Origin of the sequence: Beduinella massiliensis (genome assembly GCF_900199405.1) — a bacterium.
Lineage (GTDB): Bacteria > Bacillota > Clostridia > Christensenellales > Aristaeellaceae > Beduinella > Beduinella massiliensis.
In genome coordinates this window covers 2715532-2731302 of record NZ_LT963430.1, presented here as the reverse complement: position 1 = coordinate 2731302, position 15771 = coordinate 2715532, and the positions used below count along the sequence as shown (strand labels likewise).

The following is a 15771-nucleotide window of genomic DNA, read 5'->3' as shown; positions in this document are numbered from 1 at the left end:
GTGAGGATACATATGAGTGATTATAAAATCGCAGTTGCAGGTACCGGCTATGTAGGTCTGTCCATTGCCACGCTGCTTGCACAGCATAATAAAGTGACTGCTGTAGATATTGTGCCTGAAAAGGTTGAAATGATCAATAACAGAAAGTCTCCTATTCAGGATGACTATATTGAAAAATATCTGGCAGAGGATGTGGCGGGAATCAGAAAATTGGAGTTGACAGCCACATTGGATGCGGAAGCCGCTTACTCTGACGCAGATTTTGTGGTCATCGCTGCACCTACAAATTACGACAGCAAAAAGAACTTTTTTGACACATCCACAGTTGAGGCAGTTATCAAGCTGGTGATTCAGTATAACCCAGATGCGGTGATGGTGATTAAGTCCACGATTCCTGTTGGATTCACTGCATCTGTGCGTGAGAAGTATCACTGCGATAATATCATCTTCAGCCCGGAGTTCCTGCGTGAATCCAAGGCTCTGTATGACAACCTTTATCCGAGCCGCATTATTGTGGGAACGGATGTGGAGAACGCAAGACTGGTGAAAGCTGCAAACACATTCGCTGCATTGTTGCAGGAGGGTGCAATTAAAGAAGATATCGATACCCTCATTATGGGATTTACTGAGGCAGAGGCAGTAAAGCTGTTCGCTAATACCTATCTGGCACTACGTGTAAGTTATTTCAACGAGCTGGACACTTACGCTGAAATGAAAGGACTGGATACGCAGCAGATCATCAACGGCGTGTGCCTTGATCCACGTATCGGTAGCCATTATAACAATCCGTCTTTCGGTTACGGTGGATACTGCTTACCGAAAGATACGAAGCAGCTGCTTGCTAACTACGCAGACGTTCCTCAGAACATGATGTCTGCTATCGTAGAGAGCAACAGAACGAGAAAAGATTTTATTGCCGACCGTGTGCTTGAGATGGCTGGCGCATATGAGGCGAATGATGACTGGACGCAGAGCAAAGAAAAAGAGGTTGTCGTTGGCGTTTACCGCCTGACTATGAAGAGTAACTCCGATAACTTCCGTCAGAGTTCTATTCAGGGCGTTATGAAGCGCATTAAGGCCAAGGGTGCGACGGTGATTATTTACGAACCGACTCTGAAAGATGGAGAGACTTTCTTCGGAAGTAAGGTCGTAAATGATCTGGAGAAGTTCAAGGAACTGAGCCAGGCGATTATTGCGAATCGATATGATAAGTGCCTGGATGATGTGAAAGAAAAAGTGTACACAAGGGATATTTTCCAGAGAGACTAACGAGATAAAGAGGATTTAAAATTGTGATTGAAAAGAAAAAGCTGTTGTACATCAGTAATCGAGTTTTTTGGCCTCCTATGGGAGGACACGAAGTTGAAATTTTTCACTATTGTAGAGGACTTCATGAAAAATATGAATATGAAATTGACGTTTTCGTGTTTGATGATTCTCATAAAGCTGAACCATATGAACGTCCTTCTTTTTTGAAAAATGTATTTTTTGCAGATAAAATTTCACGAAAAACACAGGCGATTAATATACTTCTTAAGTCCTTTTTATCAAGTGAAAAATGGCCGATACAGAATTCGTTGTATTATAGTAATTCAAACGCGCTTAAAATTAGTTCGTTGATAAAAGCAAATCAATATGATGTAGTAATAGTTGACATGATTAGATTGGCTACATATTATCCTGCGCTAATGAATTACGATTGTAAGAAAATCCTGGATATTGACGACACACTCTCCAAACGCTATAAGAGACAGCTTGATGCCATTACAGGGAAAACTACAATAGCAGGACAGTACAATGATAAACTTCCTGAATTTTTACAGAAATTGCTACAAGCATCATCTGTGAAGAAAATTGTATTGAAAACCGAAATACCTAGAATGGAAATGGCGGAAAAAAGATATTCTGAACTATTTGACCGCGTTATTTTCGTGTCACCAATTGAAACAGAAGAATTTAATCGAAAATATAAAACAGATAAGGCTGTAACAGTAGGATTAGGAGTCGATTATCCGTGTTTTTCTGAAAAGATTTCTGTTAGGAAATGTGACGGGAAAGTGACATTTGTAGGGAATATGGCAACACCAGCAAATGCGGATTCGGTTAGATATATTATTGATCAAGTGTTACCACACTCAAAGAATATAAAAAGCTTGGTGTTGGTGGGAAATTGCCCGGATTCATTACGTGAAGAATACAGTAGTAATAGTAAGGTCTTTTTTACTGGAAAAGTAGAAGACTTGCGTGTCGATGTGGAAGAAGGAATGGTGTTTCTTGCACCTATTGCATATGGTACCGGCATCAAAACAAAAATATTGGAAGCAATGGCAATGGGATTGCCGGTAGTTACTAATTCTATTGGTGCTGAAGGTATACCAGGAATAAATGGTGAGCAATGGTATGTAAGTGATGATCCTCAAAAAATTGCAGAATATACAGATGAATTGCTTTTATCACAGCAAAAATGTGACGAGATAGGCGAAAGAGCAAGAGCATTTGTCGAGAAAACGTACCAATGGGATATTATATTTGAGCAATTCAATGCTTTGAATCTTTAACGAGGTTAATATTTATGAATTATAAAGGAAGATATGAATTATGGTTAAATGACAAGTTTTTCGACGAAGCAACCAGAAAGGAACTTGCTAATTTAACTGATGAAAAAGAAATTGAAGATCGATTTTATCGCGACTTGGAATTTGGCACAGGTGGCTTGCGCGGCGTTATGGGTGCTGGAACCAACCGCATGAATAAGTACACCGTTGGTAAGGCGACATCTGGTCTTGGTAAATACTTGCTGGACACTTATGGCGCAGATGCTTGCAAGGAACGCGGCGTGGTAATTGGTTACGACACCCGTAATAATAGTGAATTTTTCTCCCGTACTGCTGCAAATGTGCTGAGCGGTATGGGTATCCGTGTTTATCTCCATGCTCACGCTAGACCGACACCGCAGCTCAATTTCTCTGTGAAATTCTGGAATGCACTGGCTGGCGTGGTCGTAACTGCAAGTCATAATCCGAAAGAGTACAACGGTTACAAAGTATATGACGAGTTCGGATGCCAGCTTGTTCCCTGGCAGGCGAAACAAGTCATAAGCTATGTTGATGCCATAACAGATTATCATACCATTAACTTCAAAGGAAATGATTCACTGGTATCTATGGCTGATGTAACTGATAACTTCGTCATGGCTGTTATGAAGCAGAGCCGGTATGGAAATTCTGCTGATAAAGCAAATTTGATGATTGTTTACACACCGTTACATGGCACAGGACACGTTCCGGTTCAGAAAGCACTGCGTCTGGATGGATTCACACAGGTTGAAGCTGTAGCAGAACAGGTGGTTCCTGATGGAAACTTCCCGACGGTCGTTTCTCCAAATCCGGAAGATCGCCGTGCGCTGGAACTGGGCATTGCACAGGCAAAACGCACGGATGCAGACATTGTTCTTGGAACTGATCCAGACAGTGACCGTGTGGGTATTGCAATTAAAACTGCTGATGGATATCAGTTGATGACTGGAAATCAGGTTGGAGCACTTCTGATGAATTTTATCCTGAACCACACGGATGTGAGCAAGTATTCCCATCCCGCTGTAGTTAAGACTGTTGTGACTTCCGAACTTGGTGCAGATATTGCCCGTAAGCACGGTATTACAGTGTTCTCTACATTAACTGGTTTCAAATTTATCGGCGAGAAGATTACACAGTTTGAGCAGGCAAAGATCAATGGAAACAGGAAGCAGGACTACGATTTCCTGTTTGGTTATGAGGAATCTTATGGCTATCTTGCAGGAACACACGCCCGTGATAAGGATGCGGTTGTTTCCAGTTTGCTAATCTGCGAGATGGCTGCGGAAGCAAAGGCAAATGATAAGACGCTGTTGGATGAGATGAATGACATTTATGCAGAATACGGCTATTACCGTGACGCACTGGATAGCTTTACCTTGAAAGGTAAGGATGACCTGGGAAAAATCGCTTCTATGATGATGGAACTTCGTATTTCCGGCTCCCCATTTGAGGGGACAAAATCTGTGACAGATTTCAGTAGTCCGGTTGTAACGGAAGAAGGATTTGGAACGTTGCCGACTTCAAATGTCCTGAAATATGTTCTGGAAGATGGTTCCTGCGGTTCGTCCGTCCGGCACAGAGCCGAAGATCAAAATTTATTACAGCATCAAGGGTACAGATAAGGCTGAAGCAGAAAAGAAATTGGAAGAAGCCCAGAATACGATTCAGACAAAGCTGGGGCTGAAATAAGAGGAGGATAAGACGTATGAATATTATTTTACTTTCTGGCGGAAGCGGGAAGCGTCTCTGGCCTCTTTCCAACGATGTCCGCAGCAAACAGTTTATCAAGTTGTTTAAAAACGGTGATGAGTACGAATCTATGGTACAGAGGGTCTATCGTCAAATCACTACAGTAGATGACGATGCCAAAATTACCATTGCAACCAGCAAATCACAGGCCAGCGCCATCAAGAACCAGCTCGGTGAAAAAGCATCCATCTGCGTGGAGCCGTGCCGCCGTGATACGTTCCCAGCAATCGCTCTGGCAGCAGCTTATCTCCACGATGAACTTAGTGTTGGAACGGATGAGGTGGTTGTGGTTTGCCCGGTCGATCCGTATGTGGATAACACATATTACGAAGCGGTCAAGACTTTACAGGAGCTAGCAGAACAGGGCAATGCAAATTTGACCCTGATGGGAATCGAGCCGACGTATCCGAGCGAGAAGTACGGTTATATTATCCCGGAGAGAGGAGAGAATGTCAGCAAGGTCAAGGAATTCAAGGAAAAGCCTGACACTGAAACCGCTAAGAAATATCTTGCCCAGAGTGCTCTTTGGAATGCCGGCATTTTTGCTTTTAAGTTGGGCTATCTGCTGGACAAAGCCCACAGCATGATTGATTTTGAGGATTACCGTGATCTTTTCAATAAATATGACACACTGACGAAAATCAGCTTTGACTACGCGGTGGTTGAGAAAGAGCCGAGCATTCAGGTGTTGCGCTATAGTGGCGACTGGAAGGATGTCGGCACTTGGAATATGATGGCCGAGGTTATGGCTGACAAGACCAAAGGCAAGGCAATCCTCGATGAAACCTGTGAGAACACCAATGTGGTGAATGAACTGAATATCCCGATCCTCTGCATGGGCTGCAAAGACCTTATCGTCGCCGCAAGCGGCGATGGCATTTTAATTTCTGATAAGGAACGTAGTGGATACATGAAACCGTATGTGGAAAAAATCGAAACAGAGGCAATGTATGCAGAGAAGTCATGGGGGACATATACGGTCATGGATGTGCAGCCGGGGTCTATGGCGGTCAAAGTGTCTATGAAAGCCGGGGAGAGAATGACCTACCATATGCACAATTACCGCGAGGAAGTCTGGACTGTTGTTTCCGGTAAAGGCAGGGCTGTTGTGGACGGCATAGAACAGATGCTCCGCACCGGCGATGTGATCACTATTGCAGCGGGCTGCAAGCACATGGTGGAAGCCATTACCGCTTTGGACATTGTAGAGGTTCAGATAGGTGATGAAATCAGCGTTGCAGACAAAATAAAATTTGAATTGAAATGACAGGCGGTATAGCAAATGGAAATATTGAAATTACTGCCTGCTGGAAAGGATTATTTGTGGGGTGGCACAAGGCTGCGGGATGAATATGGAAAGAAAATCGACCTGACTCCTCTGGCGGAGACGTGGGAATGTTCTGTTCATCCTGACGGGCCAAGTACCGTAGAAAATGGTGAATTTAAAGGAAGAAATCTGGCAGAGGTGTTGGAGGAACATCCAGAATATCTTGGGAGCAAGGTTCAGGACGGGAAATCGCCTGTGCTGGTGAAATTTATTGATGCGAAATAGGATCTGTCCGTACAGGTACATCCTGATGACGAATATGCAGAGGTACACGAGCATCAGAATGGCAAAACAGAAATGTGGTATGTCATCGATGCAGAGGAAGGTGCAGAACTTATCTACGGATTCCAGCACAAGGTTACACCTGAGATATTGAGAGATGCTGTTGCAAAAGGAACACTAGACAAGCACCTGCAGAAAATAGAAGTCCACAAGGGCGATGTATTCTACGTCCCTGCAGGAACGGTACATGGCATAGGAGCAGGGATATTGATTGCAGAGATCCAGGAAAGCTCTAACGTGACCTATCGTGTTTATGATTACGACAGGATTGATAAAAACGGTAAGAAGCGGGAACTGCATTTTGACAAGGCCGTCCAGGTCATGGATATGGGAGCTGCACCAGATATAAAGCAAAAGGCCAGGATGGTGAAGTATTATGCTGGATGTTCAAGAGAGTTACTGTGCCGCTGCAAATATTTTGAAGCTGAACGCATCCAGGTAACGAAAGGATTTTCATTTTTTGTGAGGGAAGAATCATTCCAGATACTGATGTGTTTGGACGGATATGGACAGGTGGAGACGATGAATGCGGAGTTGAAACCAGTAAGATTCAGCAAAGGCGAGACGGTGTTTATCCCAGCCGGAATCGGGAGATGCATGGTGATTGGGGAAGCGGATCTGATTAAAGTGAGATGTTAAAAAGCTAAGAATGAGGGAATTGGTTATGCACATTGGTGTAGATGGGAATTTGTTATGTGGAAAGAAAACAGGCATGGGAACTGTTGTGTTTTATGTTCTTAAATATTGGAAGGCTGATGGAAATACCAGAATAACGCTATTCTCTCCGGAGCCTTTAGATAAAGCATACCAGAAACTGTTAGAGGAAAATGGAATCTCAATTAAAGTCTGCGGAAAAGCAAATTATTTTAAATGGGAACAGATTGTGCTGCCAAGAAGTGTCAAAAAGGAGAATATTGATATATTGTGGTGCCCATATAACACAGCACCGATCAAAGTTTCCTGTTCTACTGTTGTTACGGTTCATGATTTGATTTATATGACAGCGAAATTGGGAGCAGCTCCTTCACTGTATAAGAAAGCTGGAATCATCTATAGAAGATGTATAGTTCCAATTGCAGTGAAAAAAGCAAAAAGAATTATGACAATATCTCAATATGCGAAAAATGAAATATGCAATCGGTTCCCACAAGAGAGAAATAAGATTGATGTCGTTTACAATAGCACGGAGATCAATAAGGATAAGCTCAATCAGGCGGAAGAAAAAGAATTTTTTAATAAGATGGGTATAGAAGAAAATTATCTCTTAGGGTTTGGTTCTTGTGAAAGAAGGAAAAATTCATTAGGGCTTATTAAGGCATATGAGAGTTTGTCTGATAATTTAAAAAATAAATACCAGCTTGTTCTTTTTGGATTTAGAGATTATGAAAATTCTGATGATTATAGATATATCGTGGAGCATAAACTACATAATATAGTTATTTTAGGGTATATATCTGAAAGAGAAAAGGCTTCACTTTATAGCAATTGTAGAATGTTCGTTTTTCCTACTTTTTCAGAAGGGTTTGGTATTCCTATACTTGAAGCTTTTTCATATAATGCACCAGTTATAACTTCTAATGTAACAGCAATTCCTGAAGTTGCAGGGGATGCTGCTATTTTCATAGACCCAAACAATATATCTCAGATCACTTCTGCCATTAATGAATTGCTTACTAATTCATATCAAGCGGAAGCAATGAAAGCAAAAGGAAAAGCACAGTTACAGAAATTTGACTGGAAAAAATCCTCAAAGCAGATTTTTGATATTATAATTGGGAAAGGCATAAAATGAAAAAGATATTGATTACGTTTTCGGAATTGTTCTATGGTGGAGCAGAAAAGCAGTTCAGAGAATTAGTAGAACGTATAGACAAAAAGGAATTTGAAATAGTTGTGGTCGTGTCCGGCGCAGCTTTGTGTGGAAAGAAATCTACAGGTGTAGATGAATTTGTAGAGAGAAATTCAGATATCCGTTTTTACTTTATGAAAGGAATGTCAATTCCGAAGAAAATTACAAAAAAAATAACGGTTGCCATATCTTATAGGAAACAGATGAAGGAAATCCTGAAAAAGGAAAAGCCAAATACCGTTTTAGTATATAGTGGTGTTGAACTAAGTGCGGCTTATTTATATAAAAAATATGGAGCAAAAGTCATATTTAGCGAACGTGAGTCTGGTAATCGCGGCAAGCTAAAATTCATAAGATATAAATTCCTTTTCAGAGGTGTCGATAAAATAGTGTGTAATTCGCTTGTTGCGAAAAGATTTTATAAAGAACATGGGATTGAAGCAGAGTACATTCCAAATGGTATTGAAGTGAATGAAATGTTTGATGAACAAACTATCAATAAACATATTGTTGTACCAGCAAGAATAGCAAAGGTCAAGAATCAGGAAGTTGTTATTAGGGCGATTGCCCTTCTGAATGATTGCGACGTTAAAGTTACTTTTATTGGCAATCAAGAGGATAGGGATTATTTGTCGTATTTAAAACAACTTTCAGTAGAAAAAGGTATAGACAGACAAGTGGAATTTTTGCCTTTCACAAGCAATATAAAAGAGATTTACAGAGAAGCAAGAATAATTGTTCTTCCATCTAAAATGGAAGGATTTACCAATATTCTTTTGGAAAGCTTTATGTTTGGCAGAGTTTGTCTTGTAAGCGATATTGAAATGAACAAAGATGTCGCAAATGAGGGGCAACGTTTTTTTAACCCCGATAATGAGAATCAGTTGAGTTGTTTGATCCAAGAAGTGATGAATTTAGACAATGAAAAATTAAAAAATGAAATCAAAAGTAATTATGAATATGTAAATAAAAAATATACACTTGATGTTATGGTAAATTCTTATAGACGCCTGTTTGAATTATTTTAATGGTATCTGGGCTAAAAGGAGTAGTACATGAGTAGAAGGGTTATGTTTGTCGGGGCTTCCCTTGGTGGTGGCGGTTCAGAACGGGTAATGTCAATTATTGTAAATGCTTTTTATACCCAGGGTGATTCCGTAAAAATTATTCGACTTTTTGATGATAAAATAGACTATAAAATAGAGAGTGGAATTGAATCGAAGTATATTGGAAATGACTTAGAAAATCCGATTATTAAAAAGGTAAAACTGGTCAAAGAATTGAGATGTGAGATAAAAGAATACAAACCGGACACGATTATTTCGTTTTTGACTACTTGCAATGTTATTTCGATATTAGCTGCAAGAGGTTTGAAAATAAACATGATTGTTTCGGAGAGAAATGACCCGAATAATAATGTCAAAACAAGATTTGCTGCAAAGGTAAGGAACGCTGCTTATGCTCAGGCAGATTGTCTTGTATGTCAAACGCCAGATGCTGTTAAGTATTTCCCGGTTTATATCCAGAAAAAATCTGCTGTAATTCCGAATCCAATTAGTGAATCTTTACCGGATCCTTATCAGGGAAAAAAGGATAATAGAATAGTTATGGTGTGTAGGTTGAATAAGCAGAAGAATTTACCGATGGCATTGAATGCGTTCGAAGAATTTCATAAAACACACAAAAGTTGGACCTTAGATATTTACGGCGAGGGTAATGAAAAGGAAAAACTACTTCAGATTGCTTCTAAGTTAGAATCTAGGGATAATATAAAGTTTCACGGATTCACAAAAAATGTTATAGAGGAAATAAAGACGGCGGGAATTTACCTGTCTACCAGTGATTATGAGGGCATCTCAAACTCAATGCTGGAGGCATTGGCTATGGGAATACCTTGTGTTGTGACAGACTGTCCCATAGGTGGCGCACGAATGGTTATTGATAATGGGAAGAATGGTGTTTTGATTCCCGTTAATAATGAGAGGGCCTGCAAAACTGCATTAAGAACTATGGCAGATGATAGTGAGGCTAGAATGTCCATTGGAAGAAAAGGAATTGAGATAAGAAAAAAGTATGATAAAGTAAGCATCATGAAAGAATGGAATGCAGTTGTTTCCAGAGGTGAAAATAAATGAGGATTAGCATTAATAAGACAACAATATATAAAATTCTAATGCTGATTTACGCATTTATGGTGTACCCACCATATATCCTTTCATTACTGCCAGAGTGGAATTCTTTCTATACTAATGTCGGCAAAATGGCTTTTTATTTTGGTGTGATATTACTATTTATTCGGCTTTTGAATGGCCGAATCCCGAAAATATTTCTTGCGATTTTGGGCTTCACAGGATGGTTGCTTTTATGCGATCTGCTTAATGGTATAAGTGGTTTGCCTCCGGCTTTATTTGAAATGGTTAAAATACTTGGAGTAGTATGTGCGATTTCTATATTATACAAGAATGGAAAAGAATTGGTTTTTTTTGATTCTTGGAGCTTATACTTTGATATTTTGGTTGTAACAAATTTAATTTCACTTTTTGCTTGTCCAAATGGCATAGTATATGATAAAAGTATAGGCTGGCAGCCGTATTTCGTTATAGGGAATGCAAACAGATACGTATTTACCTTTATCATAGATTTCTATCTTAACGCAATAAGAACACTTAAAGAGAAAAATAAGATAGGGCTTAAATTGTATATATTATGCGTGGTTTACATTGTATCGTCTATAAAGGGCGGGTTGAGTACAACAGCATTATTCATATCTGTTTTACTGTTTGTCGCGTTGGCATTGAATAATGAAAAAATTCAATATTTGGCAAAAAAATATATAAAATATATAGTTGGAATTGTTATTACTTTGGTGTTATGCATGGTTGGGGGTCTTTGGAGAACAGAATTTGTCCAAGAAACATTGAAAGAGATAACAGGAGAAACACTTAGCTTTTTGGAAAGGGGCTATATATGGTCAAATGCGGTTAAGCTAATAGGGCAATCGCCGATTTTTGGACACGGTTCAGTCGTCTCAAGTTATGCACTGGGATATGGGGGAGCATATAGAAGTTCTCACAATACGTTTTTGCAGTTGATGATTTATGGCGGAATTCCGACAATCTTAGTTTTCTTTTATTGCATTTTTAAGACCATTAAAACTTCAATCCGAGGTTTGAGAAAAGACTTGAGTTATATAAGTACAATATGCGTACTTTTGATTATATTATGTTTTGCATTTGAACAATACCCTTTCTATATTGGAATTTTTATCTTTATGGCAGTCGTTTTTCTTGAAGCACACGGAGGAAATATACATGAAAATACTATTTGATTTGTTGTGTGCACAGCCAATCGGAAACAGCAAGTTTCATGGTGGCGGTGAGTATATAAAATCTGTTTTCCAGTATCTGGCGGAGAACTGCACAAATAAAGCCGAGATCGTTGTTTTTTATGATTATGATAGATTCATAGATGACTGGATAAAAGAACAAATAGAGTTCTATAAAATAAGAACGTATGAAGTAAAAAAAGTTCAGGATGTACCTATTTTGCTTGGAGCGGAAAGCTTCGATGTCTTTTATTCTGGATTGGCGTATTCATATGATAGCGTTCATTTTCCGGATAATGTAAGAAAAATTGGCACAATTCATGGTTTAAGAACATTAGAGATGCCTTGTGATAAGTATACGTCTATATATAATGATCAAGGGTTAATCCGCTATCTCAAAGATGGTTTGAAATGGAAAATAGTACAAAAGCCTGATAGTCCGTTTGAGAAAAAGGAAAAAGAAAAGTTTGAACGAATAATTAATAATTTCGATTCCATCGTAACGGTTTCAAATCATACTAAATATGCAATACAAAGTTGGCTGCCTGGTGTAAAATCGGAAAAGATTCATGTTTTTTATACCCCCGCAAAATATGTAGCCAAACAAAGAAAAGACTTTGCTGTAAATGATAAGGGTAAATATATTCTTATGCTGGGTGGAAACAGATGGATAAAGAATAGTACTAGGTGTATTCTGGCATTAGAACAATTATTTGATGCAGAGAAACTGAGGGACTATTCTGTTGTACTTTGTGGAAAGATTCCAAAGAAAGTAGAAACTATAATTCACCATAAAGAAAAGTACCATTTATTAGATTATGTAAAACCGGAAGATTTGGAAAACTTATACGAAAATTGTGATTTTTTCTTATACTTATCTCTGAATGAAGGGTTTGGTATGCCTCCGCTTGAAGCGATGCAGTATGGGAAAACTGTCATTACGTCTCCTATATGTTCAATACCAGAAGTGTGCGGAGAAGCAGTTTATTATGCGAATCCGTATGATTTGAAAGAAATTCAAAATAGGATTCTTTGGGCATCAGAAACAAAAAAGCCAGAAGAGAAAGTCGTAGAACATTTTAATGTTGTAAAAAACAAGCAACTCCTGGATTTAAAGGGATTGTGTGATTTTATTTTAGGAGATAATCAATGAAAACATATTTTTTGTGGTGGAGATGCGTTTGGGCTGATTTGGCTTATTTTTCAATGCCTAAAGAAGGGAAAGCGGTTATTAAAGAAGATGTAATAATACATCGGAATAAGTACATTAAAAGAGAGTGTGGTTTTCTCTACGCTTTGAATTATTCCTTATTAAATGTTCAGCCTTTTCGCTCCATATATGAATATCGTGTTAGGGAAGGTGGCAATCCTATCGGGAAAGCTCTGATCAAGATGAGCAATTTATTTATTCCGAAGATTTCATCTGTTGAAATCACAGGTGGAACGTTCGGGGGGGTTACATATAGCACATAATAATTGTGTAATTCATGTAGAAAGTGCAGGGAAAAATCTTTCGATTGGGCCAGGGGTTGTAATTGGGAAGAAAAAAGATGAGCGTCCTGTTATTGGAGATAATGTGACAATTAACGGTAACTCATGCGTTATCGGTGGTGTTAAAGTAGGAGATAATTCAATTATTGGAGCAGGATCAGTTGTGACAAAGGACGTTGCAGATAATAGTATTGTTGTTGGAAATCCAGCACATTTATTACGGATGAGGGATGAACTATGATAACAACTAAACAGCAGCTAAAAGAATGGTTGGAGTATGAAGAAAAGATATATAATCCGGGAAAGAAAAAATACATTCCTGTTTTATTCAATGAATTTCAAATTATATATAGAATGCTTTATTTTCTTCGAAAAGCTGAATATGCACATAATTTCAAATCAAAAATTATGGAAATATATTACAGATTTAGGTTGAACAGAATTCAGAATAAATTTGCACTACATATTCCTATGAATGTTTGCAAAAAAGGGTTGAGTATTGCCCATTTGGGTCCCATTATTATCAATAAGGAAACAAAAATTGGTGAAAATTGTCGAATACACGTTGGAGTTAATATAGGAGCAAATGGGGGGGGAAGCCCAGTGATTGGAAACGATGTGTATATAGGTCCTGGTGCTAAAATCTTTGGAGATATTACGATTGCTGACAATGTGAGAATCGGAGCAAATGCAGTTGTCAATAAATCGTGTGATATTGAGGGCTGTACCTTGGTTGGAGTTCCTGCAAAAGCCGTTATACGAGGAGAAAGATAATGTTCAAAAGGATCATTAGAAAAATTGAGTTTTTATACTATTCCAGATTTGATAGAATCAAGCTTGCGAGAAAACTTGGTGTTAAAATTGGAGAAAACTGTAGGCTTATCTCATTTCCGCAGTTTGGCTCGGAACCATATCTGATAGAAATTGGCGATCATGTTACGGTCTCGTCTGATGTATCCTTTGTCAATCATGATGGAGGAACCTGGGTTTTCAGAGAGCATGATCCATATAAGAATGTAATTAAATTCGGCAGGATTAGGATAGGAAATAATTGCTTTATTGGTATGAGGAGTACAATTATGCCCGGTGTTTCTATCGGAGATGATTGCGTGGTGGGAGCCTGCAGTTTAGTAACGAAGAGCATTCCACCCGGGGAAGTCTGGGGGAGGGGGTACCAGCTCATTTCCTCTGTACAACAAAAGAGTATGCTGATAAATGTCTAAAAAATACGCCGGAGTATGATAGAGATAGATTTGAAAAGAGTAAAATGGAAGAACTAATGACCATATACAAATAAGTAAAGGATGGGTGAATGCTGATAAATGTCAAAGGGGAAGGAACTTGTAAAAAATACGGGAATATTGTTTATTGGGAAGATATCAACACAGTTTGTTTCTTTCTTGCTGTTGCCTTTATATACGGCGAAGCTGACAACAGAGGCCTATGGAACACTTGATTTGTATACAACGATTGGCAGTATTCTGATACCTTTTCTTAGTTTACAATTAGAGCAGGCAATTTTTCGTTACTTGCTGACAGCGGAAGAGGACGATAGAACGGTTCTTTCGACGACGACTGTATTTCTTCTATTGTCATCTATCATTATGACTGTAGTTTATTTACCCTTGACGCAGGTCGTTGAACTGGAGTATTCCGTGCTAGTCCTTCTATATTATATATCACTTCTGTTTAGCACCGTGTTTTTTCAAGTGCCCAGGGGATATGGAAACAATACACTCTACACAGTAGTCTCGTTTAGTTCTACGCTGGTTTCAATTGCATTTGCAATCTTGTTTATCTGCGGATTCAACACCAGTATAGAAGGAGTTCTTCTGGCTAGGGTGATATCGGGATTATTTACAGTTGTTTTTATTTCTTTTGGATCACAGCTTTTCTCAAGGATTCGATTGAGATATTTTTCGTTTAAATGTTTGAAAGCGATGTTAAAATATTCCGTACCATTGGTATTCAATCAAATTGGAAGCTGGGTTGTGAACTATTCAGACCGGATTATCATAATTGCTGTTCTTGGTATTGGAACAAATGGTGTGTATGCAATAGCAAACAAATTCTTTTCAGTAATAACTACTACCTTAAATGTTTACAATATGGCTTGGACCGAGTCCGTGACTAAGGCACTTAATGATTCGGAGAGAAATGCATATTATAACAGAGTGTTTTCAGTGACTGTCAAGCTATTTGTCTTAGTAGCGGCCGGCATAACTGCAGGCGTTGGGGTGGTGTTTAAATACTTTATCAATGAGAGCTATGGGGAGGCGTATAATCAAATTCCAATTTTGGTATATGCTGCAATGTTTTCTGGTTTGTGTGCCAATGTGGGCAGCATATATATTGCACATAAGAAAACTAAGGAGATTAGTTCGACCACATTATTTACAGCAGTGATTAATCTGGCAGTCCATTTTGGACTCATCAAATTTGTCGGTTTATATGCAGCAAGCATTTCGACACTGGTAGCTTTCTGTTCTATGTTTATATATCGAATTATTAAGCTAAAAAATGTGGAACCGCTAACGGTCAATGTGAAGCAAATGATACCGGGAATGCTTGTAAGTGCTGTGATTTGTACAATATATTACATTCGGATTGAGTGGATGCAAGTTGTGTCGTTGCTTGTTCTTGCCATATATGTAGTGATTAATATGTCAAGAGAAGAAGTACTAAAGATACCTCTGACTAACTTAAAAAACCGAATGAAAAAATAAAGAAGGAAGGCGAGAATATGAAGCGGGCAAAGCAACTTGATATAGTTAAAGGAATTCTGATTTTTCTAGTTGTGTTTGCACATTATTCCAGAGGCATAGCACATAACATAATATTCTTGTTTCATATGCCTCTTTTCTTCGTATTGTCGGGATATTTTTATAAAAGTAATACAGTTTTTGATTTATCTTATGTCAAGAAGTGTACCGGTCGTTATCTGCTTCCTTATTTAGTCTATTTGGTTGTGATATTTTTAGTATTCGACCATAATTTTTCAATAAAGTACATAGCAAAACAGATATACGGTGGTAGAGCAATTGGAAATACATACTGGTACATGACCTGCTTTGTATTTACACTTTTCCTATTCACCTTTATCAGAAGCAAATTCAGTGATAATACGACGAAGCTCCTAATTCTTGCGGGGGGGGGGGTATAGCGGTAATTG

General features: G+C 38.7%; 17 protein-coding genes. All 17 read left to right on the top strand.

Translation table 11 applies throughout. The features are described 5' to 3' along the window. The first annotated feature begins 12 nt into the window (after positions 1 to 12). Positions 13 to 1269 carry a nucleotide sugar dehydrogenase gene (locus tag C1725_RS13265; RefSeq protein ID WP_102412065.1) on the top strand — a complete coding sequence of 419 codons (1257 nt, stop codon included), beginning with the start codon at positions 13 to 15 and terminating at the stop codon, positions 1267 to 1269. Between the two features lie 23 nt (positions 1270 to 1292). Then, entirely contained in the window at positions 1293 to 2558 is a 1266-nt protein-coding gene (locus C1725_RS13260; protein WP_102412064.1) for a glycosyltransferase, read from the top strand. Positions 2559 to 2572: 14 nt separating this feature from the next. Further along, a complete protein-coding gene (locus C1725_RS13255; protein WP_346026661.1) occupies positions 2573 to 4198 on the top strand; it encodes a phospho-sugar mutase in 1626 nt (541 codons plus the stop codon). Then, a complete protein-coding gene (locus tag C1725_RS19415) occupies positions 4164 to 4265 on the top strand; it encodes a hypothetical protein (RefSeq protein ID WP_346026895.1) in 102 nt (33 codons plus the stop codon). Before C1725_RS13255 ends, C1725_RS19415 begins: the two co-directional genes overlap by 35 nt. Positions 4266 to 4281: 16 nt before the next feature. Further along, positions 4282 to 5592, top strand: coding sequence for a sugar phosphate nucleotidyltransferase (locus C1725_RS13250; RefSeq protein ID WP_102412063.1), 1311 nt, complete (start codon positions 4282 to 4284; stop codon positions 5590 to 5592). 15 nt (positions 5593 to 5607) lie between these two features. Then, positions 5608 to 5877 carry a type I phosphomannose isomerase catalytic subunit gene (locus tag C1725_RS19410; protein WP_346026660.1) on the top strand — a complete coding sequence of 90 codons (270 nt, stop codon included), beginning with the start codon at positions 5608 to 5610 and terminating at the stop codon, positions 5875 to 5877. Between the two features lie 72 nt (positions 5878 to 5949). Further along, on the top strand, positions 5950 to 6573 hold the full coding sequence (locus C1725_RS19405) for a class I mannose-6-phosphate isomerase (protein ID WP_346026659.1): 624 nt from the start codon (positions 5950 to 5952) through the stop codon (positions 6571 to 6573). A 10-nt stretch (positions 6574 to 6583) separates the two neighbouring features. After that, positions 6584 to 7726 carry a glycosyltransferase family 4 protein gene (locus C1725_RS13240; RefSeq protein WP_346026658.1) on the top strand — a complete coding sequence of 381 codons (1143 nt, stop codon included), beginning with the start codon at positions 6584 to 6586 and terminating at the stop codon, positions 7724 to 7726. After that, positions 7723 to 8811 (top strand): glycosyltransferase, encoded by a 1089-nt coding sequence (locus C1725_RS13235; RefSeq protein WP_102412062.1) that lies wholly within the window; start codon positions 7723 to 7725, stop codon positions 8809 to 8811. Before C1725_RS13240 ends, C1725_RS13235 begins: the two co-directional genes overlap by 4 nt. Positions 8812 to 8838: 27 nt before the next feature. Beyond that, positions 8839 to 9918: a glycosyltransferase gene (locus C1725_RS13230; protein ID WP_102412061.1), complete on the top strand. Its 1080-nt coding sequence runs from the start codon at positions 8839 to 8841 to the stop codon at positions 9916 to 9918. Continuing rightward, entirely contained in the window at positions 9915 to 11111 is a 1197-nt protein-coding gene (locus C1725_RS13225) for an O-antigen ligase family protein (protein ID WP_102412060.1), read from the top strand. The genes C1725_RS13230 and C1725_RS13225 overlap by 4 nt, the downstream gene beginning before the upstream one ends. After that, positions 11095 to 12261, top strand: coding sequence for a glycosyltransferase (locus tag C1725_RS13220; protein WP_102412059.1), 1167 nt, complete (start codon positions 11095 to 11097; stop codon positions 12259 to 12261). The genes C1725_RS13225 and C1725_RS13220 overlap by 17 nt, the downstream gene beginning before the upstream one ends. Positions 12262 to 12534: 273 nt before the next feature. Then, complete coding sequence (locus C1725_RS13215) at positions 12535 to 12840, top strand: serine O-acetyltransferase (protein ID WP_346026657.1); 306 nt, start codon at positions 12535 to 12537, stop codon at positions 12838 to 12840. Continuing rightward, on the top strand, positions 12837 to 13373 hold the full coding sequence (locus C1725_RS13210) for a serine acetyltransferase (RefSeq protein ID WP_102412057.1): 537 nt from the start codon (positions 12837 to 12839) through the stop codon (positions 13371 to 13373). The genes C1725_RS13215 and C1725_RS13210 overlap by 4 nt, the downstream gene beginning before the upstream one ends. After that, a complete protein-coding gene (locus tag C1725_RS13205) occupies positions 13373 to 13822 on the top strand; it encodes a DapH/DapD/GlmU-related protein (RefSeq protein ID WP_102412056.1) in 450 nt (149 codons plus the stop codon). Before C1725_RS13210 ends, C1725_RS13205 begins: the two co-directional genes overlap by 1 nt. Positions 13823 to 13921: 99 nt before the next feature. Continuing rightward, complete coding sequence (locus C1725_RS13200; RefSeq protein WP_102412055.1) at positions 13922 to 15325, top strand: oligosaccharide flippase family protein; 1404 nt, start codon at positions 13922 to 13924, stop codon at positions 15323 to 15325. A gap of 17 nt (positions 15326 to 15342) precedes the next feature. After that, a complete protein-coding gene (locus tag C1725_RS19650; protein WP_102412054.1) occupies positions 15343 to 15762 on the top strand; it encodes an acyltransferase family protein in 420 nt (139 codons plus the stop codon). The last annotated feature ends 9 nt before the right edge of the window (positions 15763 to 15771 follow it).